Origin of the sequence: Pseudomonas algeriensis, assembly GCF_048847255.1 — a bacterium.
Taxonomy (GTDB): Bacteria; Pseudomonadota; Gammaproteobacteria; order Pseudomonadales; family Pseudomonadaceae; genus Aquipseudomonas.
Window position 1 is genome coordinate 269,526 of sequence record NZ_JBKKRK010000007.1, and the last position, 23,937, is coordinate 293,462.

A 23,937-nucleotide genomic window follows, 5' to 3' on the forward strand; every position below is an offset into this window, starting at 1 on the left:
CCGTACAATGCTTGGGTTTTGAACGCAGGATGAGTAAAAGATCAAATCTTCAGCGACTCCTGTGGTTTTCCGGACGCATGCCACAGTGGTAAAAGTAGTACCGGTTGGGCACATTCACTTTTTTTACCTGCTCGTCATGGGCAGTTTTTCATAGTCATTCAACAGATGGACGCGCCTTGGGCGCAGGAAAAGAAGCGTTTTGAAGAAATCCACCGCAGCACCCAAGACAGTCGTTCCGCTCTGGCGCCAACAATTGCACTACCGGCTCAAGGAAGGTGCGTTGATCGCCATCGGTGCCTTGTGCCTGTTCCTGATGATGGCCTTGCTGACCTACGGCAAGGACGATCCGGGCTGGAGCCACAACAGCAAAATCGAAGACGTGCAGAATTTCGGCGGTCCGGCCGGTTCCTACAGCGCCGACATCCTGTTCATGGTGCTGGGCTATTTCGCCTATATCTTCCCGCTGCTGCTGGCGATCAAGACGTACCAGATATTCCGCCAGCGCCATGAGCCCTGGCAGTGGAGCGGCTGGCTGTTCTCCTGGCGCCTGATCGGCCTGGTCTTCCTGGTGCTGTCGGGAGCCGCGCTGGCCCATATTCATTTCCACGCCCCCACTGGCCTGCCCGCAGGGGCGGGTGGCGCACTGGGTGAAAGCCTCGGCGACCTGGCCCGCAATGCCCTGAACATCCAGGGCAGCACGCTGCTGTTCATCGCCTTGTTCCTGTTTGGCCTGACGGTGTTCACCGACCTGTCGTGGTTCAAGGTGATGGACGTCACCGGCAAGATCACCCTTGACCTCATTGAATTGATCCAGGGCGCGCTGAACCGTTGGTGGGCAGCGCGCAACGAACGCAAGCAACTGGTGGCGCAACTGCGTGAAGTCGACGACCGCGTCCATGACGTTGTGGCGCCGACGGTGACTGACAAACGCGAGCAGGCCAAGGTCAAGGAGCGCCTGATCGAACGTGAGCAGGCCCTGAGCAAGCACATGTCCGAGCGCGAAAAGCAGGTGCCGCCGGTCATCACCATGGCCCCGGCCAAGCCGCCGGAGCAAAGCAAGCGCGTGCAGAAAGAGAAACAGGCACCGCTGTTTGTCGACAGCGCGGTGGAAGGCACCTTGCCGCCGATCTCGATCCTCGACCCGGCCGAGAAGAAACAGCTCAACTATTCCCCCGAGTCCTTGGCGGCCGTCGGGCATTTGCTCGAAATCAAGCTCAAGGAGTTCGGTGTGGAGGTCTCGGTGGATTCGATCCACCCGGGTCCGGTCATCACCCGTTACGAAATCCAGCCGGCCGCCGGCGTGAAGGTCAGCCGTATCGCCAACCTGGCGAAGGACCTGGCGCGCTCCCTGGCCGTGACCAGCGTGCGGGTGGTGGAGGTGATTCCCGGCAAGACCACCGTGGGCATCGAGATTCCCAACGAAGACCGGCAGATTGTGCGCTTCTCCGAAGTACTGTCGACGCCGGAATATGACAACCACAAGTCGCCGGTCACCTTGGCCTTGGGTCACGACATCGGCGGCAAGCCGGTCATCACCGACCTGGCGAAAATGCCCCACCTGCTGGTGGCCGGTACCACCGGCTCCGGTAAGTCGGTGGGCGTGAACGCGATGATCCTTTCGATCCTGTTCAAGTCAGGCCCGGAAGACGCCAAGCTGATCATGATCGACCCGAAGATGCTCGAATTGTCGATCTACGAAGGCATCCCGCACCTGCTGTGCCCGGTGGTCACCGACATGAAGGACGCGGCCAACGCCTTGCGCTGGAGCGTTGCCGAGATGGAGCGCCGCTACAAGCTGATGGCGAAGATGGGCGTGCGCAACCTCTCGGGCTTCAACGCCAAGGTCAAGGAAGCCGAGGAAGCCGGTACACCGCTGAGCGACCCGCTGTATCACCGCGAAAGCATCCACGACGAAGCGCCGCTGCTGCATAAGCTGCCGACCATCGTCGTGGTGGTGGACGAATTCGCCGACATGATGATGATCGTCGGCAAGAAGGTCGAAGAACTGATCGCCCGTATCGCCCAGAAGGCCCGTGCGGCCGGTATCCACCTGATCCTCGCTACGCAGCGACCATCGGTGGACGTGATCACCGGCCTGATCAAGGCCAACATCCCGACCCGCATGGCGTTCCAGGTGTCGAGCAAGATCGACTCGCGGACCATCATCGACCAGGGCGGCGCCGAGCAATTGCTGGGTCACGGTGACATGCTCTACATGCCGCCCGGCACCAGCCTGCCGATCCGTGTCCACGGCGCGTTCGTCTCCGACGATGAAGTACACCGCGTGGTGGAAGCCTGGAAATTGCGCGGCGCGCCTGAATACAACGACGACATCCTCAACGGTGTCGAAGAAGCAGGCAGCGGTTTTGAAGGCAGCAGCGGTGGAGGCGGTGATGATGACGCAGAGACCGACGCGCTTTATGACGAAGCGGTGCAGTTCGTGCTCGAAAGCCGCCGTGCCTCGATTTCCGCCGTGCAGCGCAAGCTGAAGATCGGCTACAACCGTGCCGCTCGCATGATCGAGGCCATGGAAATGGCTGGGGTCGTGACGGCCATGAACACCAACGGTTCGCGCGAAGTGCTCGCGCCTGGCCCGATGCGCGACTGATTACCCGGGCGACGTGACGATGCGTCGCTCGAACCCCCACGAATTCATGAGGACTCCCATGCGCCTGATTCGCATGTTGCTGTTGCCCGTACTGGCCTTGTCTACTTTTTCGGCCCACGCCGGCGAAAAGGACGTGGCCCGCCTGACCCAGTTGCTGGGCGGCTCCCAGACCCTGACTGCGCGTTTTTCCCAGTTGACCCTCGACGGCAGTGGCACCCAGCTGCAGGAAACCGCCGGTGAAATGGCCCTTCAGCGTCCTGGCCTGTTCTATTGGCACACCGATGCTCCCGCCGAACAACTGATGGTTTCCGACGGCAAGAAAGTCTCGCTGTGGGACCCGGACCTGGAGCAGGTGACCATCAAGACTCTTGACCAGCGCCTGACCCAGACGCCAGCGTTGCTGCTGTCCGGTGACATCTCGGAGATCAGCCAGAGCTTCGACATTACCTCCAAGGAAGCCGGCGGGGTGATCGACTTCACCCTCAAGCCCAAGACCAAGGACAGCCTGTTCGACAGCCTGCGCCTGTCGTTCCGCAACGGCCTTGTCAACGACATGCAGCTGATCGACAGCGTTGGCCAGCGCACCAACATCCTGTTCACCGGGGTCAAGGCCAATACGCCGATCGCCGCGTCCAAGTTCAAGTTCGACATCCCCAAGGGTGCGGATGTGATCCAGGAATAAAAAAACCTGGGACAGTACCTGTGGGAGCGAGCCTGCTCGCGAAGGCGGTGTGTCAGTGGGGATAATCCAACTGGTCCGCCGCCTTCGCGAGCAGGCTCGCTACCACAAGGGATTGTGGTGTTCAATCAACTAACTGATCGGCAACAGGACCCTGCGGAGGTTTTGTAGTAATCATGGACCTGTTTCGAAGCGCCCCGATTGCCCAGCCATTGGCCGCCCGCTTGCGCGCGACCAACCTGGATGAGTATGTCGGTCAGGAACACGTGCTCGCTCGCGGTAAGCCTCTGCGCGAAGCCTTGGAGCAGGGTGCCTTGCACTCGATGATTTTCTGGGGGCCGCCGGGCGTGGGCAAGACCACCCTGGCGCGGCTGCTGGCGGAGGTTTCTGACGCGCATTTCGAAACGGTCTCGGCGGTGCTGGCCGGGGTCAAGGAGATCCGCCAGGCCGTGGAAATCGCCAAGCAACAGGCCGGCCAGTACGGTAAGCGCACCATCCTGTTCGTCGACGAAGTACACCGGTTCAACAAATCCCAGCAGGACGCTTTCCTGCCCTATGTGGAAGACGGCACGCTGATATTCATCGGCGCCACCACCGAAAACCCTTCGTTCGAACTCAACAACGCCTTGCTGTCGCGGGCGCGGGTCTATGTGCTCAAGAGCCTCGATGAAACCGCGATGCGCAAGCTGGTGCATCGCGCGCTGACCGAAGAGCGGGGCTTGGGCAAGCGCCAGCTCAGCCTCAGCGATGAAGGTTTCCAGATACTCTTCAGCGCCGCCGACGGCGATGGCCGGCGCTTGCTTAACCTGCTGGAAAACGCCTCGGACCTGGCCGAAGACAACAGCGAGATCGGCGTCGAGCTGCTGCAAAGCCTGCTGGGCGATACCCGCCGACGTTTCGACAAGGGCGGCGAGGCGTTCTACGACCAGATCTCGGCGCTGCACAAGTCCATCCGCGGTTCCAACCCCGATGCCGCGTTGTATTGGTTTGCGCGGATGATCGACGGTGGTTGCGATCCGCTGTACCTGGCTCGGCGGGTGGTGCGCATGGCCAGCGAGGACATCGGCAACGCCGACCCTCGGGCCCTGAGCCTGTGCCTGGCGGCCTGGGACGTGCAGGAGCGCCTCGGCAGCCCGGAGGGCGAGCTCGCCGTGGCCCAGGCCATCACTTACCTGGCCTGCGCACCGAAGAGCAACGCCGTGTACATAGGCTTCAAGGCCGCGATGCGCAGCGCCACCGAACACGGCTCCCTCGAAGTACCGCTGCACCTGCGCAACGCACCGACCAAGCTCATGAAACAGTTAGGTTATGGCGATGAATACCGCTATGCCCACGATGAGCCCGACGCTTATGCCGCCGGCGAAGACTATTTTCCCGAAGAACTCGAACCCCAGCGCTTCTACCAGCCCGTACCTCGAGGCCTTGAGTTGAAGATTGGCGAAAAGCTCAACCATTTGGCCCAGCTGGACCGATTGAGTCCACGACAGCGGAGAAAACCGTGATCCCCTTGATTCTCGCAGTCTCCGCTGGGGGCGTTGCCGGTACGTTGTTGCGTTTCGCCACGGGTAACTGGATCAGTGCAAATTGGCCGCGGCACTTCTATACCGCGACGCTGGCCGTTAATATCGTGGGCTGTCTGCTGATCGGCGTTCTTTACGGCCTGTTTTTGATTCGTCCCGAGGTGCCCATCGAGGTGCGCGCGGGGTTGATGGTCGGCTTTCTTGGCGGCCTGACGACTTTTTCATCTTTTTCACTGGATACGGTGCGCCTGCTGGAAAGCGGGCAGGTGCCGCTGGCCCTGGGCTATGCGGCCATCAGCGTGTTCGGCGGGCTGCTCGCCACCTGGGCCGGCCTGTCCTTGACCAAACTTTGATAACGAGAGACCGACATGCTCGATTCCAAACTGTTACGTAGCAACCTTCAGGACGTAGCGGACCGCCTGGCTTCCCGTGGCTTTGCCCTGGACGTCGCGCGCATCGAAGCGCTGGAAGAACAGCGCAAGACCGTCCAGACCCGCACCGAGGCCCTGCAGGCAGAACGTAACGCGCGCTCCAAGTCCATCGGCCAGGCCAAGCAGCGTGGCGAAGACATCGCGCCGCTGATGGCCGATGTCGAGCGCATGGCGGGCGAGTTGAGCGCCGGCAAGGTCGAGCTGGACGCGATCCAGACCGAGTTGGATTCGATCCTGTTGGGCATTCCGAACCTGCCTCACGAGTCGGTGCCGGTCGGTCAAGACGAAGACGGCAACGTCGAAGTACGCCGCTGGGGTACGCCGAAAACCTTCGATTTCCCCGTGCAGGACCACGTGGCCCTGGGCGAGAAGTTCGGCTGGCTCGACTTTGAAACCGCCGCCAAGTTGTCGGGCGCGCGTTTTGCCCTGTTGCGCGGGCCGATCGCCCGTCTGCATCGGGCGCTGGCGCAGTTCATGATCAATCTGCACGTCACCGAGCACGGCTACGAAGAGGCCTACACGCCGTACCTGGTCCAGGCCCCGGCCCTGCAAGGCACCGGCCAGTTGCCAAAGTTCGAGGAAGACCTGTTCAAGATCGGTCGCGACGGCGAAGCCGACCTGTACCTGATCCCCACTGCCGAAGTGTCGCTGACCAACATCGTCGCGGGCGAAATCGTCGATGCCAAGCAACTGCCGATCAAGTTCGTTGCCCATACGCCGTGCTTCCGCAGCGAAGCCGGCGCGTCGGGCCGTGATACCCGCGGCATGATTCGCCAGCACCAATTCGACAAGGTCGAAATGGTGCAGATCGTCGAGCCGTCCAAATCCATGGAAGCCCTGGAAAGCCTGACCGCCAACGCCGAAAAGGTTCTGCAACTGCTGGAGTTGCCGTATCGCACCCTGGCGCTGTGCACCGGCGACATGGGTTTCAGCGCGGTCAAGACCTATGACTTGGAAGTCTGGATCCCGAGCCAGGACAAGTACCGCGAGATTTCGTCGTGCTCCAACTGTGGCGACTTCCAGGCCCGCCGCATGCAGGCGCGTTTCCGCAACCCGGAAACCGGCAAGCCGGAACTGGTCCACACCCTCAACGGCTCCGGCCTGGCGGTGGGTCGTACGCTGGTGGCGGTGCTGGAGAACTACCAGCAGGCCGACGGCTCGATCCGTGTGCCCGAGGTGCTGAAACCGTACATGGGCGGCATCGAGGTCATCGGCTAAATGGACTATTTGCCACTGTTCCACAACCTGCGCGGCAGCCGCGTACTGGTGGTTGGCGGCGGGGAGATTGCCTTGCGCAAGTCTCGCCTGCTGGCCGATGCCGGCGCATTGTTGCGGGTGGTCGCACCCGAGATCGAACCGCAGTTGCGGGAACTGGTCGGTGGCAGCGGCGGCGAATGTGTCCTGCGGGGCTACGTGGAAGCGGACCTGGACGGCTGTGGCCTGGTCATCGCCGCCACGGATGACGAACCGCTCAATGCCCAGGTCTCGGCGGACGCCCACAAGCGCTGCGTGCCGGTCAACGTGGTGGACGCGCCGGCGCTGTGCAGCGTGATCTTCCCGGCGATCGTCGATCGCTCGCCCCTGGTGATCGCGGTGTCCAGCGGCGGCGATGCGCCGGTGCTGGCGCGGCTGATCCGCGCCAAGCTGGAAACCTGGATTCCGTCGACCTACGGGCAGTTGGCCGGTTTGGCGGCGCGCTTTCGCAATCAGGTCAAAGGCTTGTTTCCCGATGTCCAGCAACGGCGGGCCTTCTGGGAAGAAGTGTTCCAAGGCCCCATCGCCGACCGCCAATTGGCCGGGCAGGGCGCCGAAGCCGAGCGGCTGTTGCGGGAAAAGATCGACGGCCAGGCGCCGAATGCGCCGGGTGAGGTCTATCTGGTGGGCGCCGGGCCGGGTGATCCCGACCTGCTGACGTTCCGCGCCCTGCGCCTGATGCAACAGGCGGACGTGGTGCTGTACGACCGTCTGGTGGCGCCGGCCATCCTCGAACTGTGCCGCCGCGACGCCGAACGGGTCTACGTCGGCAAGCGCCGCTCCGAGCACGCCGTGCCCCAGGACCAGATCAACCAGCAACTGGTGGACCTGGCCCGGCAAGGTAAACGTGTGGTGCGGTTGAAGGGCGGCGATCCTTTTATCTTCGGTCGTGGTGGCGAAGAGATCGAAGAGCTGGCGGCCCATGGCATCCCGTTCCAGGTGGTCCCGGGCATCACTGCCGCCAGTGGCTGCGCGGCCTACGCCGGGATTCCGCTGACCCATCGCGATTATGCCCAGTCGGTGCGCTTCATTACCGGTCATCTAAAGGACGGCACCAGCGACTTGCCATGGGCCGATCTTGTCTCGCCAGCACAGACGCTGGTGTTCTATATGGGCTTGGTGGGGCTGCCGGTGATTTGCAACGAGCTGATCAAGCACGGTCGCGCGGCGGACACGCCGGCGGCGTTGATCCAGCAAGGCACGACTTCAAACCAGCGCGTTTTCACCGGCACGTTGGCGGACCTGCCACGGCTGGTGGCGGAGCATGAAGTCCATGCGCCGACGTTGGTGATTGTTGGCGAAGTGGTGCAGTTACGCGAGAAGCTGGCTTGGTTTGAAGGGGCTCAGGGGCAGGTTTGAAGACCGCGTCGCCTCCTTCGCGAGCAGGCTCGCTCCCACAGGAGGGCTGTATGCAGCCACAGATTGTGGTTCAACACGAATCAAATGTGGGAGCGAGCCTGCTCGCGATTGGCCTTCAGAGGCAATAAAGATTGCGGATCAGCTTTCAGCCCGAAGCCAAATCCCTTTCCCGCTCAACCTCTCTCGATCGTGGGCCACCGTGAAATCCTGCTCCGGCCCCTTGGGCACGATCCCATTCGGGTTGATGGTCTTGTGGCTGCCGTAGTAGTGCCGCTGGATATGGGTGAAGTCCACGGTCTCGGCAACGCCCGGCCACTGATACAGCTCGCGCAGCCAGTTCGACAGGTTCGGGTAATCGGCGATGCGGCGTAGGTTGCATTTGAAGTGGCCGAAATACACCGCGTCGAAACGAATCATCGTAGTGAACAAGCGGATATCCGCTTCGGTCAGGTATTCACCCGCCAGGTAGCGACGGGTTTGCAGCAAGGCTTCCACTCGGTCCAGTTCGGCAAACAATTGATCGAAGGCTTCTTCATAAGCGGCCTGGGTCGTCGCGAACCCCGCACGGTATACGCCGTTGTTCACCGCTGGGTAGATGCGCTCGTTCAACCCATCGATCTCGTGGCGCAGGTGCTCGGGATACAGGTCCAGGTCGTTGCCGGTCAGGCCATCGAACGCGCTGTTGAACATGCGGATGATCTCCGCCGATTCGTTGTTGACGATGCGCCGTTGCTGTTTGTCCCACAAGGCCGGAACGGTCACGCGACCGGTGTAGTCCGGCGTGTCGGCGGTGTAGCGCTGGTGCAGGAAGCTCAGGTTGTCCAGGTTGTCGCCGGTCGAGCCGTGGGCCTTGTCGAACGTCCAGCCATTTTCCAGCATCAGATAGCTGACCACTGAAACGTCAATCAGCGCTTCCAGGCCCTTGAGCTTGCGAAAGATCAGCGTGCGGTGCGCCCAGGGGCAGGCCAGGGAGACATACAAGTGGTAGCGCCCGGCCTCGGCGGGGAAACTGCTTTTGCCGTCGGCGGTGATCCAGTCGCGGCGTTGCGCCTGCTCACGCTGGAAACTGCCGTCCTTGCTTTCATACCACTGGTCCTGCCAGCGACCCTCGACCAACAAACCCATCTGAACGTCCTCTCTCAATAATCATTGGAGACGAGTCTATTCCGATAGGTTCGAACTAATAGCGCAAAGGTTGGGCGTCGATGATCGACTAAATCGATCTATCGCGCGCATCCCAATACTGCCGGGCCTTGTCGAACGCTGCTTCTCGGGTCAGGCCCAAGCCGCGCAAGGCCAGGGCCATGGTGGCGATCAGCGCCAGCTGCGGATAACTGTCCTCGAGGTCACCGCGCCATACCGCTTTCAAATGCTCGGGGTCGAGGCTCTCGGGCTTGACGTGGCGCTGTTCGGACAGTCGCGGCCATTCTTCATCCCAACTGGCGCCGCCGGTGGTGCCGTACAAATGGCTGTCGGCGTCGGGGTTGATCTCGATCTCGCCGCCGTCGCCCTTGATCACGATGCTGGTGTCGCCCAGCAGTCCGCTGGCCTCGCGATGCACGGCCTGGTAGCCGGGATGGAAGATGCTTTGCAGGCCGCAACGCGCACCCAACGGGTTGAGAATGCGCGCCAGGGAATGAATCGGCGAGCGCAAGCCCAGCGTGTTGCGCAGGTCGATCATGCGCTGCATTTGCGGCGCCCAGTCCACCAGCGGCATGAAGGCCAGGCCGCCGTTGTCCAGCGCCGCGCCGACCTGCTGCCAGTCGCGGCACAAGGGGATGGCCAGCAAATCCAGCAGCTGTTCCGTGTAGAGCCGGCCCGCCGTGTGGGCGCCGCCGCCGTGCATGAAGATTCGCACACCGTTTTGCCCGAGGCATTTGGCGGCCAACAGATACCAGGGCAGATGACGCTTCTTTCCGGCGTAGGTTGGCCAGTCGAGGTCTACCGCCATGGCCGGGATAACCAGGCGCTGACGCAGGGCGTCGGTAAACCCGGCCATTTCCTCAGCGCTTTCTTCCTTGTGCCGCAACAGCATGAGGAACGCGCCCAGTTGGGTTTCTTCGACCCGCTCATCCAGCACCATGCCCATGGCCTCCCGCGCTTCGTCACGGGTGAGGTTACGGGCGCCGCGCTTGCCCTTGCCAAGGATGCGCACGAACTGGGCGAACGGGTGTTCGGCAGGGGTTTGGAGGGTCAATGCTGGAAAATCGGTCATAGGCAATTCGTCGGTTTGGGCAGGCCCGCCAGCTTGGCGGCGAGTTTGGCGGGAGTGCCTTTGAACAATCGGTTCAGGTGCAGGCTGTTGCCTTTATCCGCTCCCAGTTTCAGCGCGGTGTACTTGATCAGCGGGCGGGTGGCCGGAGACAACTGGAACTCAGCGTAGAACGCGCGCAGCAGTTCGAGGATTTCCCAGTGTTCGGGGCTCAGCTCGATGTCTTCGGCGGTGGCCAGGGCCGTGGCCACGTCGACGGACCACTCGTTGAGATCAGCCAGGTAGCCATCCTTGTCCAGCGCAATGCTGTGCTCGCCCACGTTCAGGGTCTTCATAGCCAGCTGTTGACCTTGTCGTGCTGGATCGAGAGCTCGACGAAGGCCGCATAATCGATGGCCTCGGCCCAGTCCGGAACGGGCAGGGCGCGGGCCTGTGCATCTTCGGCCAGGATGAACACCTTGGCGCCGCCGGCCCGCAGCGTGTCGAACGGCACGGTACCGGTTCGCAGCGCATACGTTGCGTCGCCGCACAGCAGCAGCGCGTCTTGGCTTGCCAGGATCCGCAGGCAACTGGCGAGGCGGCTGTCGCCGAAAGGGGAATGAGACAACACATGCAAAGTCGACATCAGAGGGTAATCACCTGGTCGTAACGGTCAATGAGCGCGGCGATGTCCGCAACGCCCAGCGCTTTGAGGTCGTCCAGCGCCAGGGCATCGACGGCGAGACCGCGCTGTGCGGCGCTGTCGGCGCAGACGAACAGGTCTTCGACGCCAAACATCGGCAACGCTTGCAAATTGGCGCTCAAGTCTTTTTGCCGGACGGCCTTGGCATCCTGACCGGCGGCGAGCTGGAACACGCCGTCATCGAGAAACAGCAGACCGATGGGCAGGTCGAAGGCGCCGCCGGCCAACACGATGTCCAGCGCTTCCCGGGCACCGGGGCCGGACCAGGGGGCCTGGCGGCTGATGAGCAATAAAGACTTGGCCATCATGTGCCTCCAAAACAGATCAAGCGGTCGGCGTCCTGGATAGCATCGTGCAACTGGCCCAGCCCGGACAACGCCCACGGCGCTTGGACACTGGCCGCCGAACGCTGGTAACGCTGGGCTTCTTCCTCGTTAAGCACGCCACGGCGCAACGCCGCCGCAATGCACACCACGCCGTCGAGCTGGTGCTCGCTGACGAAGGCGCGCCATTGCTGGGGCAGGTCTTGCTCGTCCTGGGGCGTGACGACGCTGTTGGCGGCGTTGTAGACGCCGTCCTGGTAGAAAAACAGCCGCACGATCTCATGCCCACCGGCCAAAGCTGCCTGGGCAAACAGCAAGGCGCGGCGCGAGGAGGGCGCGTGGGCGGCGGAAAACAGCGCGATGGCGAACTTCATGACAGACCCGATCAGCGAAACTGCGGCCATGATAATGCTTTATGGGCGGTGGGGCGATTCTCAGAGCATGCGTGAGCCCTGGCCCAAAGCCTCAACCTCAGGGCTCGAGGCCATACAGCTCGCAATACTCCGGCCATTCCATTCCTGCCATCTCCGCCACTTCCTTGTGAACTTCCATGCGTTGGGCCTGGTAGTCCTCGGCTGAATCGGTCGTCAGCAGCAGCGTCAGTTCCCAGGCGAACAATCCGGCGCTCTCGGCCTCGGCTTCGAAGGCTTCATGCAACCGCTCGGCGCGGAACTGCGCGGCGGTTTCGCCCTTGGCCTGGGCCAGCAGCGGGTTGAGGTTGTCCAGTTCGTCGCGCAGCTCGGGGCGTTGCTCGAGAAAAATCTGCAGGGCTCGTTCGTGTTGCTGTTCGGTTGTCGCCATGGTCGCTCCTGGGTCAATGATCTGACAGGTTGCGTGAATAGATAGCCGTTGTCGCGCGCAAATTTCAATCATGGCGCACGGCAACGAGGGGCGCAGTGCTACAGTCGGTTTTTTTCCAGAAGAGTGAATGCAATGCGAATGCTGATGGTGGCCGTGGCCGCAACCCTGCTGGCCGGCTGCGCGGGTTCGGCGATGGAGCAGGCCCGGACCCAAGCCCCCTACAAGACCCTGTCCTCGGACAAGCCGGAACAGAACGTTGCCCAATGCGTGAAGTTTGCCTGGGAAGACGAAGCGGCGTTCGGGGTCGATGCCGGCGCCTATCTGCAGCCCGGCAAGCAAGGCGGCTCGACGGTGTACACCCGATCGGCCGAGTCGTTTGTGGATCTGCAAGCCAGCGCCACGGGCACGGCGCTGAATTATTACGCCAAGCATGATGATTTTGTCGCCAAGCGCCGGTTGGCGGCGTTGGCGACGTGTCTCTAAGCCGATAAACCGAGGTGTTTGCCTTCGCGAGCAGGCTCGCTCCCATAGGTTGAGCTTAATTCTCGAGATCCAGGCGCTTCTGGAAAAAGTAGCGCCGGTGACCCGGCGGATAGTCATCGATCTGGCCGCACTGGGTGAAACCCTGTCTGCGATAGAAATCCGGAGCCTGGAAGTCGAAGGTGTCGAGCCAGATGCCCACGCAATCCTTTTCCCTGGCCAGTTGTTCGGCCATGCGCATCAATTCCGAGCCCGTGCCCTGGCCGCGCGCCTGTTCGGGCACCACCAGTAATTCGATATAGAGCCAACGAAAAAATACCCGGCCATACAGGCCGCCGACGATTTCATCGTGCTCGTCGCGCACCAGCCAGGCGACCGCTTCCGGTGCGCTTCCACCGGTCTGGGCGGTGTTATAGGCGCGTAGCGGCGCGAGGATGGCCTGGCGTTCTTCATCGGTTGGAGCGTCCGTGCGGTCGATTCGCAGCGTCATCGGCAATGTCCTTGTGCGGGGATGATCATCCACGCGAGCCTACAGGAAACGAGCATATTGTTTAAACCGAGCCATACTCCTGTGTGCTTTTGAAGCGATCCCTACCCTAAAACAAGAAGAGACCGACTCATGAAGTTCCAATCCCTGGCCCGGACCCTCGTCGCCACCTCGCTTTCCCTTTACTGTCTGACTGCCCACGCCGCGTCCCAGGCCCCGGTTGCCGCCGAGAACGGCATGGTGGTGACGGCCCAACACCTGGCGACCCATGTCGGCGTCGATGTGCTCAAGAACGGTGGCAATGCCGTTGATGCGGCAGTGGCGGTGGGCTACGCCCTGGCGGTGGTTTATCCCGCGGCGGGTAACCTGGGTGGTGGCGGTTTCATGACCTTGCAGATGGCCGACGGCCGCAAGACCTTCCTGGATTTCCGTGAAAAAGCCCCCCTGGCCGCCACGGCCGACATGTACCTGGACAAGGCAGGCAACGTCATCCCCGAGCTCAGCACGCGCGGCCATTTGGCGGTAGGCGTACCCGGCACCGTGTCTGGCATGGAACTGGCGCTGAAGAAATACGGCAGCAAACCCCGGGCGGAATTGATCGCGCCGGCGATCAAGTTCGCCGAGGACGGTTTTGTCCTGGAACAGGGCGACGTGGATCTGCTGGAAACCGCCACGGATGTCTTCAAGAAAGATGCGCGCGATTCCGGCGCAATCTTCCTGCACAACGGCGAGCCGATGCAGGTCGGCCAGAAGCTGGTGCAGAAAGACCTCGCCAGGACCCTGCGGGAGATTTCCGACAAGGGTGCCGACGGCTTCTATAAAGGCTGGGTCGCCGATGCGCTGGTGACGTCCAGCCAGGCCAACAGAGGCATCATCACCCAGGCCGACCTGGACAAGTACAAGACCCGTGAACTGGCGCCGGTCGAGTGCGACTATCGCGGCTATCACATCATTTCCGCGCCGCCACCCAGTTCAGGTGGCGTGGTGCTTTGCCAGATCATGAACATCCTCGATGGCTATCCGATGAAAGACCTGGGTTTCCATTCGGCCCAAGGCATGCACTACCAGATCGAAGCCATGCGTCACGCCTATGTCGACCGCAACAGCTACCTGGGCGACCCGGACTTCGTGCAGAACCCCATCGATCATCTGCTGGACAAGAATTACGCCGCGAAACTGCGCGCCGCCATCGAGCCGCAGAAAGCCGGCGACTCCCAGAAGATCAAGCCCGGCGTGGCGCCCCACGAGGGCAGCAACACCACCCATTATTCGATCGTCGATCAATGGGGCAACGCCGTCTCCGTCACCTACACCCTCAACGACTGGTTCGGTGCCGGCGTGATGGCGAGCAAGACCGGGGTGATCCTCAACGATGAAATGGATGACTTCACCTCCAAGGTCGGCGTGCCCAACATGTACGGCCTGGTGCAGGGCGAGGCCAATGCCATCGCGCCGGGCAAGGCGCCGCTGTCGTCCATGAGCCCGACCATCGTCACCAAGGACGGCAAGACCGTGATGGTTGTCGGCACGCCGGGCGGCAGCCGCATCATCACGGCGACTTTGCTGACCATCCTCAACGTGATCGACTACGGCATGAACTTACAGGAAGCCGTCGACGCGCCGCGCTTCCATCAACAGTGGATGCCGGAGGAGACCAACCTGGAAACCTTCGCGGCGAGCCCCGATACCCTCAAGTTGCTGGAAAGCTGGGGCCATAAGTTTGCTGGGCCGCAGGACCCCAACCACATCGCCGCGATCCTCGTGGGCGCGCCGTCGTTGGGTGGCAAGCCGGTGGGCAAGAACCGTTTCTACGGTGCCAACGACCCGCGTCGCAACACGGGGTTGTCGTTGGGCTATTGAGCGTTCAACGAGGGATCAGGCTGCGCGGGTCAGTGGAAGAGAGCGCCCTTGCCATGAAGGTCATTGACCGTGGATGAGGCGATTGGCGCGGCGGCGCGCGCATTGGCGGCTGGTGATCCCGTGGCGGCGCTCAATCGTGTCGCCCTGCGCAATGATGCCCCGGCCCTCGCGCTCCGCGGCATCGCCATGGCGCAGTTGGGGGACTTGGAGAAAGCCAGGAGCCTGTTGCGCCGGGCAGGTTCGGCCTTCGGATCCACGGACGTCGTGGCACGGGCGCGCTGTGTCGTGGCCGAAGGTGAAATCGCCTTGGCCTCTCGTGACCTGTCCTGGCCGTCGAAACGCCTCGACGCCGCCCGTACGGTGCTCGAAGCTCACGGCGATCGGGCCAACGCCGGTCATGCACGGATCATCGAGATCCGCCGCCTGTTGCTGATCGGTCGACTCGACGAGGCGCAACTCAAGCTCATCGACCTGGAGCCCGCCGGCCTGCCGTTGGCGTCCTGGGCGGTGTGCCAGTTGGTGGCTGCGGGAATTGCCATGCGGCGGCTACAAGCGCAAACCGCCCGTGAGGCGTTGGAACGGGCCGGGCAAGCCGCGCAACAAACAGGGATCAGCGCGTTGAACGGAGAAATCGACAACGCCTGGCGGATGCTGAGTACGCCCGCAGCCCGGCTGATCGCTCGAGGCGAAGAGCGTTTGCTGGTGCTGGAGGAGGTGCAATCGCTGCTGGCCGGCCCGGCGCTGGTTGTGGATGCCTGCCGGTTCGGTATCCGCTGCGCGGGCGTCCAGGTCGTGCTTGTACGGCGGCCGGTGCTGTTTGCCCTGGCCCGTGGGTTGGCCCAGGCCTGGCCCGGCGATGCGTCGAGGGAAGCGCTCATGACCCAAGCCTTTGGTTTGAAATTGACGGACGAGACCCATCGCGCCCGGTTGCGGGTTGAAATGGGACGGTTGCGAGAGGCGCTGCGCCCAATGGCTGGCGTAGTCGCAACCCGGCGCGGTTTCAGGTTGTCGCCACACCATGCTCACGAAGTCGTGATCCTGGCGCGGGTCGTCGAGGAACCCCACGGGGCGGTGCTGGCATTGTTGGCGGACGGTGAAGCCTGGTCCAGTTCGGCCCTGGCGCTGGCCTTGAGCACCAGCCAGCGCAGCGTGCAACGAGCCTTGGAAAACCTGGCTGCTTGCGGCAAGGCGCAGTCGTTCGGTCGCGCACGGGCCCGGCGCTGGACAGTACCGTCAATGCCCGGATTCGCGACCGTATTGTTACTCACTGCACTGCCGTTCGATGGTTAGGATGCAAGCACACCCACCGATGAGGCGATGTGAGATGAAACGTTCAGAGGCACAAATCCTGCGTGAATACGGCCCGTTCCCTGGCGTCGATTGCGTCCACGGCGTGAGCCATGACGGCGAGCGCGTCTGGTTCGCCTCGGGCGAAAAGCTTCACGCCTTCGATCCCGCCAGTGGCCAAACCGTGCAAACCCTCGACGTCCCGGCGAACGCCGGCACCGCGTTCGATGGCCAGCATCTGTTCCAGATCGCCGGCGACAGCATCCGCAAGATCGATCCGCGCACTGGCCAGGTACTGGCGACGATTCCGGCCCCCAACAGTGGCGATGACTCCGGGCTGGCCTGGGCCGAAGGTTCGCTCTGGGTCGGTCAGTACAAGGCGCGCAAGATCCTGCAGATCGATCCGGCCGACGGCAGGATTGTGCGTACGATCGAATCCAATCGTTTCGTCACGGGCGTGACTTGGGTCGATGGCGAGCTGTGGCATGGCACCTGGGAAAACGACGATAGCGAATTGCGGCGTATCGATCCGCAAACGGCGCAAGTACTGGAAAGCGTGACGATGCCGCCGGGGACCGGCGTGTCGGGGCTGGAGTCCGACGGCGCGGACCGATTTTTCTGCGGCGGGGGTGGCAGCGGCAAGGTAAGGGCGGTGCGTCGGCCGGCTCGAGATTGAACGACCTGCACAGCCCCCCGTGGCGAGGGAGCTTGCTCCCGCTGGGCCGCGCAGCGGGCCCAAACTCTTTGGGCCTGCTACGCACTAGAGCGCCAGTCAATCAGTTCAATCGTGTGCAGCCACCGGCGCCTTGACCCGCTCGGCCTTGCGCCAGGTCAGCAATACGATGCCGGTCACCACGATCGCGCCGCCCAGGATCTGCCCCGGGTTGAGCATCTGGTCCAGTACCAGCCAGCCGATCAACAGTGTCGCCAGCGGCTCGATGTTCATCACCGGGGCGTTGCGCGGCATGTCCAGGCGTGGCACGCACATGAACAAAACGATGAACCCCGTCCCATAAAGCACCACCAGGGTGGCGAGCGCGAACCAACCGGTGCTGCTGGCGGGCAGGTCGAGGCCGCCGGGCAGGGCGCCGGTCAGGCCGGCGAGGTTGACGCTGCTGAACACAATGAAAATCGTCAGCAGGCTGCGCACCGATCCGCGCACCTGGGACAACTTGTGATCGGTGATCCACAACGCACAAGCGAAGACGCACGCGGCGCAGAAGGCCAGGCCAACCCCCAACAGCCACTGCGGGCCGACGTCTGCCTGGGAGGCTAACCGCGTCGGCACTTCCAGCACGAACACCAGGCCCACCAGGATCATGCCCATCAGTGCCGCCGTCCGGGCGGTGGGGCGCGGGCCGCCCAGGGCCCAGGTCAACAGGGCCAGGAGGATCGGGAACACGTTGCCCACCAATAGCGCCAGCGCCACCGGAACCCGGGCCACGGCGGAATACAGGCATAGACTCTGGGCGCCGATCAGCACGCCCAGCAGCAACTGCCAGCGCCAGGCGCCGGCGGGCAAGCGAAGGCTTTGCCGTTGCCACAACACCATCGCCGCCAATACCAGCAACGTTCCGCCCGAGCGCAGCAGGATCGCCAGGAGCACGCCGGCGCCATCATCGAACGCCGCCCGCGCGGCGACATGGTTGCCGGCAAAGGCGCACCCCATGCAAAGCAGGACAAGCACGGCGATATGGCGGGGAAAGGGAACAGGGGTATTGGATGCGGCGGTGGAGCGGGTCATGGCAGGACGTCTCAAAGGGGAGTGAATTAAGCCCTTCAAAGGGCTTTTTGATTTTGTTGTCGTACAACCTGGGTCGGATTTTTACCCCATATGGCAGGAGCGAACAAGCCTGGCGCAAACCCTGATTCGGTGCAGATCAGTAATACCGGCGTGTTCAAGGCGGTTTCGCATCGTCGAGCATCAGGCCGCAAGTCCCATGATGTCACCATGTTTTACACCTTGTACGATGTCCTATCAGAGAGTAAAACAATCTTCCCCGTCCAATAATAATTAACGGAGACGTACGATGGATGCTTCGCAACCTGCAACCGCCGATCAGGGGCGCCGGATTTTCCTGAAAAAATCCCTTGTGGTCTCGGCCGCCGCCGCGACGCTGGGAAATCTTCCCGGGCTCGCCCAGGCCGCGCCTTTGAGCCAGCGCTATCCAGACCCTCTGATCAATATCCTCGACCCCAGCTTCATGGACTTGCGCATCTTCAATGCCAGCGTCGAGAAGCTCGCCGATGGCTTGCGCTGGGCGGAAGGGCCGGTGTGGATCGGTGACGGTCGTTACCTGCTGGTCAGTGACATCCCCAACAACCGCATCGTGCGTTGGGACGAAGTCACCGGAGGTTTGTCGGTGTACCGCGAGAACTCGAACTTCTCCAATGGCATGTGCCGCGATCGCCAAGGACGGTTGCTGGTCTGTGAGGGCTCGACCACGTCCACCGAAGGGCGGCGTATCACCCGTACCGAACACAACGGCACCATCACCGTGCTGGCCGACAGTTTCGACGGCAAGCCATTGAATTCGCCGAATGACATCGTCTGCAAGCGGGATGGCTCGATCTGGTTCACCGACCCGCCGTTCCAGACCGGCAATAACTATGAGGGGCATAAAGTCACCCCGGCGCAGCCCCACGCGGTGTACCGGATCGACGGCGCGACCGGCAAGCTCAGCCGGGTGATCGACGATTTGGCGGGGCCGAATGGCTTGTGCTTTTCCCCGGATGAAAAAATCCTTTATGTGGTCGAAGGGCGGGCCAAGCCGAACCGTCTGGTCTGGGCGATCACGGTCAAGGACGACGGCACCCTGGGCGAGCGACGCAAGCATATCGAAGGGCTCGACTATGCGGCCATCGACGGCATCAAGTGCGACGAGAGCGGTAACCTCTGGTGCGGTTGGGGCGGGAATGGCGACCCCAAGGCCGACCTGGAGAAACTCGACGGCGTGCGGGTATTCAATCCCGAGGGCAAGGCCATCGGGCACATTTCGTTGCCGGAACGCTGCCCCAACGTCTGCTTCGGCGGGCGAGAAGGCAACCGGCTGTTCATGGCCGGCAGCCACTCGCTGTACTCGCTGTTCGTGAACACCCGAGGAGCCACCTTCGCCTGACCCTCAGGCACCACCAATGACTGGCTGGGGGCTTGAGTTGCCATTGCGATTGCTGCGCAATCGAGCGGGAGCAAGCTCCCTCGCCACGAACATCTAGCTTTCATCGACAAAGGGCGTCCCCGACGCCCTCGATTTCAACCTAACTTCACGTTCATGGTGATCTGCGCCGTGAATACTTTCTTCCCCTGCGCGTCATGAATGTCCACCGGCACGACCTTGTCGCCTTCGGTCTGCCAGTCCACCTCGTCGCCGTTCGCGACCGCCGTCACGTCGCTCTTGGCCTTGGCCAGGTATTGCACGGTCATGCCTTTGGGAATCCACCGGGCGCCGTCGGGGATGGAAACGTTGGTCATCATGCCGGCGGCCAGCTCGGCGGCGTTGCACATGGCGATGGCGTGGACGGTGCCCAGGTGATTGGTGATTTCCTTGCGAAACGGCACCTGCACGGTCGCCGCGCCCTGGCGCAACTCTGTGACCAGCGGGTTGATAGTGGAAAAGTACGGTGCCATCTGACAGGCCATTTTGCTGAAAGCATCCGGACCTGCGCTGTTGAACATACCGAGAACCTGATTCATGTGAAGCCTCGCTGACAAGTGGGGTTACGGAATAGTGTTCTAATACAGAATAATATTCTGTAACGGAACGGTATTCTGTCGGCGGCGAATCTGTCAAGCTGTGCCCACTTCGTCACGGGCAGCCAGTGCCCGGTCCCATCCAAAAAAACCGGTTATGCCAAGCATGGAAACAGCAGATCTACTCGAACGCGCCTTCCCCGGCAGAAGGGCTGAACTCAAGCGCGATATCTTTCGCAAGGCCCTGGCGCTGTTCAACGAGCAGGGCATCGAGGCGACCACTATTGAAATGATCCGCACCGAATGCCAGACCAGCGTCGGTGCCATCTACCATCATTTCGGCAACAAGGAAGGCTTGGTGGCGGCGCTGTTCTTCACCGCCCTGGACGATCAGGCGCGTTTGCGCGAGCAATATCTGTCCGAAGCAACCACCGCCGAGCAGGGCGTGCAGGCGTTGATCCATAGCTACGTCGATTGGGTGGACAGCCAACCCGAATGGGCGCGTTTCCAGTATCACGCGCGCTTTGCGGTGACCAAGGGACCGTTCAAGGACGAACTCGCCAGCCGCAACACCTCACGTAACGGTCAGCTTTGGCAGTGGTTGAGCGCGGCAGAGCAGGGCGAGGCGCTCAAGCGCTATCCCGCCGAGTTGATGTTTTCGTTGATCATCGGCGCGTCTGAAAGTTATTGCCGGGCATGGCTGGCGGGGCGGGTGCCCTCCAGCCCGAAGGCTCACCGGGAATTGTTGGCGCAAGCGGCGTGGCGTTCCATCAGCGCTGACTGAGCGATCACTGCGGGCAGCTCCACAATTCCACGGCCGGTTGTTGTGCATCGGGCGGTCCCAGCCAGTGCGCCATGGGTTGGCAAACGCCGGCATGACACAGTTGATAATCACCGGCCTGGGGCGTGCGACCGAGCTTCAACGGTTGCAGCGGTGGCAGTTCGCGGTGATATCGCCAACTGCCATTTTCCAGCCGTGCGCCTTCGGGAGTTTCCATCCCAGCGCCGTTGCCCTTGACCCTGGCCTCACCCAGGATCAGGCCCTGTTCGCTGACCCGGTAGTCCTCCTCCCAGCGGATCTTCTCGATGGTGTGATTCCACGCCAACGTAAACTCGCTGAGTTCAAGTTGCGCCCAGACCACGCCGGACAGGCCCAGGCACAAGCCAATCACGCCAAGGCCCGCCCGACACGCCGGGCGCGCCAGAGGTGTTGCCCGATCAACAGCGCACCCAGGGCGAAGCCGATTTCATCGGTCAGCGGCAGGGCAACCACCAGCAATGCACCGGCGGCGAAGCACATCAGACGCTCCCAAATGGGCATTTTCTGTTGCATGTAACCGGTAGACGCCATGCCCCATAGGCCGATTGCCAGCAACGTCTTGACCAGCATGTAGGCGGTCATCCACAGGTTGTCGCCCTGGAGCATCAGCGCCGGGTTGTACACCGTCATGAACGGAATGACGAAGCCTGCCAGGGCGATGCGCACCGCCCAGAAGCTGATTTTCAGGCCGCTTTCCCGGGCAATGGGCGCGGCGGCGAAGCAGGCCAGGGCCACGGGCGGGGTCAGGTCGGCGAGGATGCCGAAATAGAACACGAACATGTGCGACACGATCAGCGGCACGCCCAATTCCAGGAGCGCGGGCGCTGCAATCGAACTGGTGATGATGTAGTTCGGAATGGTCGGGATGCCCATGCCCAGCACCAGGCAAGTGAGCATGGTCAGCAGCAGCGACAGGAACAGGTTGTCCTTGCCGATCGCCAGGATGTAACCGGCGAAGGTGGACGCCACGCCTGTCAGCGACACCACCGCGATGATGGTGCCGACCAAGGCGCAGGCGATCCCCACCGGAACGGCGTGCCGAGCGCCATCCACCAATGCGTGCAGGCAGATGACCAGGGTTTCCCGAGTGCCTTTCATGAACCAGCAAGCCACCACCAGCACGCCGATCACCGCGAACACGATGCCGATGCCCATCCGGAAGAATCCGACGCACAGAATGCCCAGCGCGACCCAGAAGGCGCAGCGCAAGGCGTAGCTCGAGACTTTGAGAATGATCGCCGAGCCGAGAATCACGATGGCCGTCAATGCCAGCCCGACCATGCCGGAAAACAACGGCGTGCGTCCGGAAAACAGCAGGTACACCAGCACCCCCAGCGGGATCAGCAGGAACCAGCTTTCCTTGACCGCGCCCCAGGCGCTCGGGCATTGATCCTTGGGCAGGCCCTTGAGGTCGGAGCGCTTGGCTTCCAGGTGAACCATCCAGAACACCGAGCCGAAATACAGGCACGCCGGAATCAACGCGGCCTTGGCGATTTCCACGAACGGCACGTTGATGGTCTCGGCCATGATGAACGCCACCGCGCCCATCACCGGCGGCATGATCTGGCTGCCCATGCTCGACGTCGCTTCCACGCCGCCGGCGAACGCCGCCTTGTAGCCAAAGCGTTTCATCAGCGGAATGGTGAACTGCCCGGTCGTCACCACGTTGGCGATACCCGAGCCGGTGATGGTGCCCATGAGCGCCGATGACACCACCGACACCTTCGCCGGACCGCCAAGCTTGTGACCGAACAGGCCCATGGCGAAATCGGTGAACAGCTTGATCATGCCGGCCTTTTCCAGGAAGGCGCCAAACAGGATGAACAGGAAAATGTAGGTGGCCGATACGTAGGTCGGCGTGCCGTAGAGCCCTTCGGTGCCGAAGGACAGTTGGTTGACGAGCTGATCGACGCCGTAGCCGCGATGGGCCAGGTCGCCTGGCAGGTGTTCGCCGAACAGGCCATAGGCCAGGAACAGGCCGCAGATGATCGGCAGCGCGATGCCCATCACCCGCCGCGCCGCCTCGAATACCAGCACGATCAGGACGACGCCGACGACCATGTCGGCAGTCGTCAGGTCGCCGGAGCGCTGGATCAGGTCGGCCTCGAACACCCATTGATAGAGCGCCGTGGCCATCCCCGCCAGCCCCAACGCCCAGGCCAGGGGTTGCCATGGCCTTTGCTTGCCGTGGGCCGGGTAGCTCAGAAACACCACCCACAGCAGAAAGCCCACATGCACCGCCCGCAACACAATGCTGGAAACCGGTGAAAAAGCTGCCGTGATGATTTGAAAGATGGAAAACAGCAACGCCACGTAGAACAGCGTCTTGGGCCAGTCCCGCGGGTCCGTGGCGATGCCGTGCTGGTCTTCACTCATGAGATGCCTGCCTGTTGTCGACTTGCGGATGCGAAACGCAATGCTGCAACGGCGCCGAGCGCCGTTGCTAGTCCAGGGGCTATAGCGCGCCCACTTCCTTGTAGTAGCGCTCGGCACCGGGGTGCAGGGCGATCGGCAGGTTTTTCGCGGCGTTCTTCAGCGAGATGTCCTTGGCCGCTGAATGGGAGGTGCTCAGGCGGGTGAGGTTGTCGAACATCAGCTTGGTCATTTGGTAGGCCACCTCATCCGGGACATCCTTGTGTGTCACCAGGATATTGGTGATGGCCACGGTGGGCACGGCCTCAGCCTGGCCGTCGTAGGTGTTGGCGGGAATCATCGCGCTCTGGTAGGCCGGGTTGCCGATTTTGTCCACCACGTCGGTGGGAATCGACACGTAGTTCAGCTTCATCGTTGACGCCAGGTCACGAATCGCCGCCATGCCCAGGCCAGAGGATTGCAGGGTGGCGTCCAGTTGGCGGTTCTTGATCAGGTCGACCGACTCGGCGAAGGGCAGGTATTGGACCTTCATGTCGTTGTAGGTCAGGCCGGCCGCCTTGAAGATCGCCCGGGCGTTGAGCTCGGTGCCGGATTTAGCCGCGCCCACGGAGACGGTTTTGCCCTTGAGGTCTGCCAGGGTCTTGATCCCCGATTCCTCGCTGGCAACGATCTGGATGTAATTGGGGTAGGCGCCCGCAATCGCTCGCAGTTTGGTGAGCGGTGCCTTGAAGCCGGCATCCTCCACGCCGTTTTTCGCATCGGCGACCGAGTCGCCCAAGGCCAGCGCCAGCTCCCCGCGCCCGGCTTGCAGCAGGTTGAGGTTCTCCACCGACGCCTTGGTGGCCTGGACCGACGTTTTGGAGCCCTCGATGCCGTTGCTGTAGATCTGTGAAAGCCCTACCCCGATCGGGTAATACACTCCGCTGGTGCCCCCGGTCAGGATGTTGATGAACACCGGTGGAGCCGCATGAGTGGCGGTGGTGACCGCCAAGGCTGCGGCGGCGGCCAGGAAGGTGAAGCGCTTGTTGACTCGCATTGGGAACTCTCCGTCTTGTTATGGCTTTATGCAG

Annotated in this window: 25 protein-coding genes; 12 read left to right on the top strand and 13 right to left on the bottom strand. The window is 62.4% G+C overall.

What is annotated here, in order from left to right:
• Positions 1–199: 199 nt before the first annotated feature.
• From ACLK1G_RS13610 to cysG, 6 genes are all read left to right on the top strand, one after another.
• Entirely contained in the window at positions 200–2,608 is a 2,409-nt protein-coding gene (locus tag ACLK1G_RS13610) for a DNA translocase FtsK (protein ID WP_420765879.1), read from the top strand.
• Positions 2,609–2,666: 58 nt separating this feature from the next.
• Positions 2,667–3,290: an outer membrane lipoprotein periplasmic chaperone LolA gene (lolA, locus tag ACLK1G_RS13615; RefSeq protein WP_420765880.1), complete on the top strand. Its 624-nt coding sequence runs from the start codon at positions 2,667–2,669 to the stop codon at positions 3,288–3,290.
• 173 nt (positions 3,291–3,463) lie between these two features.
• Positions 3,464–4,789, top strand: coding sequence for a replication-associated recombination protein A (locus ACLK1G_RS13620; RefSeq protein WP_420765881.1), 1,326 nt, complete (start codon positions 3,464–3,466; stop codon positions 4,787–4,789).
• Positions 4,786–5,160 (top strand): fluoride efflux transporter CrcB, encoded by a 375-nt coding sequence (gene crcB / locus ACLK1G_RS13625; protein ID WP_207961507.1) that lies wholly within the window; start codon positions 4,786–4,788, stop codon positions 5,158–5,160. The genes ACLK1G_RS13620 and crcB overlap by 4 nt, the downstream gene beginning before the upstream one ends.
• A gap of 15 nt (positions 5,161–5,175) precedes the next feature.
• A complete protein-coding gene (serS, locus tag ACLK1G_RS13630; protein ID WP_420765882.1) occupies positions 5,176–6,456 on the top strand; it encodes a serine--tRNA ligase in 1,281 nt (426 codons plus the stop codon).
• Entirely contained in the window at positions 6,457–7,851 is a 1,395-nt protein-coding gene (cysG, locus tag ACLK1G_RS13635; RefSeq protein WP_420765883.1) for a siroheme synthase CysG, read from the top strand.
• A gap of 138 nt (positions 7,852–7,989) precedes the next feature.
• On the opposite strand, the gene ACLK1G_RS13640 is transcribed toward cysG, so the two are convergent.
• The 7 genes from ACLK1G_RS13640 to ACLK1G_RS13670 all read right to left on the bottom strand — a co-directional run bounded on the left by ACLK1G_RS13640 (position 7,990) and on the right by ACLK1G_RS13670 (position 11,869).
• Positions 7,990–8,976 (bottom strand): glutathione S-transferase family protein, encoded by a 987-nt coding sequence (locus tag ACLK1G_RS13640; RefSeq protein WP_420765884.1) that lies wholly within the window; start codon positions 8,974–8,976, stop codon positions 7,990–7,992.
• Positions 8,977–9,064: 88 nt separating this feature from the next.
• On the bottom strand, positions 9,065–10,066 hold the full coding sequence (locus ACLK1G_RS13645) for a glycosyl transferase family protein (protein ID WP_420765885.1): 1,002 nt from the start codon (positions 10,064–10,066) through the stop codon (positions 9,065–9,067).
• Positions 10,063–10,398, bottom strand: coding sequence for a TusE/DsrC/DsvC family sulfur relay protein (locus ACLK1G_RS13650; RefSeq protein ID WP_420765886.1), 336 nt, complete (start codon positions 10,396–10,398; stop codon positions 10,063–10,065). The genes ACLK1G_RS13645 and ACLK1G_RS13650 overlap by 4 nt, the downstream gene beginning before the upstream one ends.
• Complete coding sequence (gene tusB / locus ACLK1G_RS13655) at positions 10,395–10,688, bottom strand: sulfurtransferase complex subunit TusB (RefSeq protein ID WP_420765887.1); 294 nt, start codon at positions 10,686–10,688, stop codon at positions 10,395–10,397. Before tusB ends, ACLK1G_RS13650 begins: the two co-directional genes overlap by 4 nt.
• Complete coding sequence (gene tusC / locus ACLK1G_RS13660) at positions 10,688–11,050, bottom strand: sulfurtransferase complex subunit TusC (protein WP_420765888.1); 363 nt, start codon at positions 11,048–11,050, stop codon at positions 10,688–10,690. Before tusC ends, tusB begins: the two co-directional genes overlap by 1 nt.
• Positions 11,050–11,442, bottom strand: coding sequence for a sulfurtransferase complex subunit TusD (gene tusD / locus ACLK1G_RS13665; RefSeq protein ID WP_420765889.1), 393 nt, complete (start codon positions 11,440–11,442; stop codon positions 11,050–11,052). The genes tusC and tusD overlap by 1 nt, the downstream gene beginning before the upstream one ends.
• Positions 11,443–11,539: 97 nt before the next feature.
• The gene (locus ACLK1G_RS13670; RefSeq protein ID WP_420765890.1) at positions 11,540–11,869 is read right to left on the bottom strand and encodes a DUF6388 family protein; all 330 of its coding nucleotides are present in this window, start codon (positions 11,867–11,869) and stop codon (positions 11,540–11,542) included.
• Between the two features lie 132 nt (positions 11,870–12,001).
• On the opposite strand from ACLK1G_RS13670, the gene ACLK1G_RS13675 reads away from it, so the two are divergent.
• Positions 12,002–12,352, top strand: coding sequence for a hypothetical protein (locus ACLK1G_RS13675; protein ID WP_420765891.1), 351 nt, complete (start codon positions 12,002–12,004; stop codon positions 12,350–12,352).
• Between the two features lie 55 nt (positions 12,353–12,407).
• On the opposite strand, the gene ACLK1G_RS13680 is transcribed toward ACLK1G_RS13675, so the two are convergent.
• Positions 12,408–12,839, bottom strand: a complete 432-nt coding sequence (locus tag ACLK1G_RS13680; RefSeq protein ID WP_420765892.1) for a GNAT family N-acetyltransferase — start codon at positions 12,837–12,839, stop codon at positions 12,408–12,410.
• A 129-nt stretch (positions 12,840–12,968) separates the two neighbouring features.
• On the opposite strand from ACLK1G_RS13680, the gene ggt reads away from it, so the two are divergent.
• The 3 genes from ggt to ACLK1G_RS13695 all read left to right on the top strand — a co-directional run bounded on the left by ggt (position 12,969) and on the right by ACLK1G_RS13695 (position 16,659).
• Entirely contained in the window at positions 12,969–14,696 is a 1,728-nt protein-coding gene (gene ggt / locus ACLK1G_RS13685; RefSeq protein ID WP_420765893.1) for a gamma-glutamyltransferase, read from the top strand.
• Positions 14,697–14,765: 69 nt separating this feature from the next.
• Positions 14,766–15,986, top strand: a complete 1,221-nt coding sequence (locus ACLK1G_RS13690) for a helix-turn-helix domain-containing protein (RefSeq protein ID WP_420765894.1) — start codon at positions 14,766–14,768, stop codon at positions 15,984–15,986.
• Between the two features lie 34 nt (positions 15,987–16,020).
• The gene (locus ACLK1G_RS13695) at positions 16,021–16,659 is read left to right on the top strand and encodes a Vgb family protein (protein ID WP_420765895.1); all 639 of its coding nucleotides are present in this window, start codon (positions 16,021–16,023) and stop codon (positions 16,657–16,659) included.
• Positions 16,660–16,764: 105 nt separating this feature from the next.
• Here ACLK1G_RS13695 and ACLK1G_RS13700 read toward each other — a convergent pair whose 3' ends face one another.
• Positions 16,765–17,727, bottom strand: a complete 963-nt coding sequence (locus ACLK1G_RS13700) for an EamA family transporter (RefSeq protein WP_420765896.1) — start codon at positions 17,725–17,727, stop codon at positions 16,765–16,767.
• A gap of 286 nt (positions 17,728–18,013) precedes the next feature.
• Between ACLK1G_RS13700 and ACLK1G_RS13705 the strand changes: the two genes are divergently transcribed.
• Positions 18,014–19,102, top strand: coding sequence for an SMP-30/gluconolactonase/LRE family protein (locus ACLK1G_RS13705; protein ID WP_420765897.1), 1,089 nt, complete (start codon positions 18,014–18,016; stop codon positions 19,100–19,102).
• A gap of 134 nt (positions 19,103–19,236) precedes the next feature.
• Here the strand turns inward: ACLK1G_RS13705 and ACLK1G_RS13710 are convergent, their stop codons facing one another.
• The gene (locus ACLK1G_RS13710; protein WP_420765898.1) at positions 19,237–19,677 is read right to left on the bottom strand and encodes a hotdog fold domain-containing protein; all 441 of its coding nucleotides are present in this window, start codon (positions 19,675–19,677) and stop codon (positions 19,237–19,239) included.
• Between the two features lie 163 nt (positions 19,678–19,840).
• On the opposite strand from ACLK1G_RS13710, the gene ACLK1G_RS13715 reads away from it, so the two are divergent.
• Complete coding sequence (locus tag ACLK1G_RS13715; protein ID WP_420765899.1) at positions 19,841–20,458, top strand: TetR/AcrR family transcriptional regulator; 618 nt, start codon at positions 19,841–19,843, stop codon at positions 20,456–20,458.
• Between the two features lie 4 nt (positions 20,459–20,462).
• Here ACLK1G_RS13715 and ACLK1G_RS13720 read toward each other — a convergent pair whose 3' ends face one another.
• From ACLK1G_RS13720 to ACLK1G_RS13730, 3 genes are all read right to left on the bottom strand, one after another.
• A complete protein-coding gene (locus tag ACLK1G_RS13720) occupies positions 20,463–20,846 on the bottom strand; it encodes a DUF1850 domain-containing protein (protein ID WP_420765900.1) in 384 nt (127 codons plus the stop codon).
• Positions 20,843–22,870, bottom strand: a complete 2,028-nt coding sequence (locus ACLK1G_RS13725; RefSeq protein ID WP_420765901.1) for a TRAP transporter permease — start codon at positions 22,868–22,870, stop codon at positions 20,843–20,845. The genes ACLK1G_RS13720 and ACLK1G_RS13725 overlap by 4 nt, the downstream gene beginning before the upstream one ends.
• 79 nt (positions 22,871–22,949) lie before the next feature.
• Positions 22,950–23,903, bottom strand: coding sequence for a TAXI family TRAP transporter solute-binding subunit (locus ACLK1G_RS13730; RefSeq protein ID WP_420765902.1), 954 nt, complete (start codon positions 23,901–23,903; stop codon positions 22,950–22,952).
• Positions 23,904–23,937 lie beyond the last annotated feature (34 nt).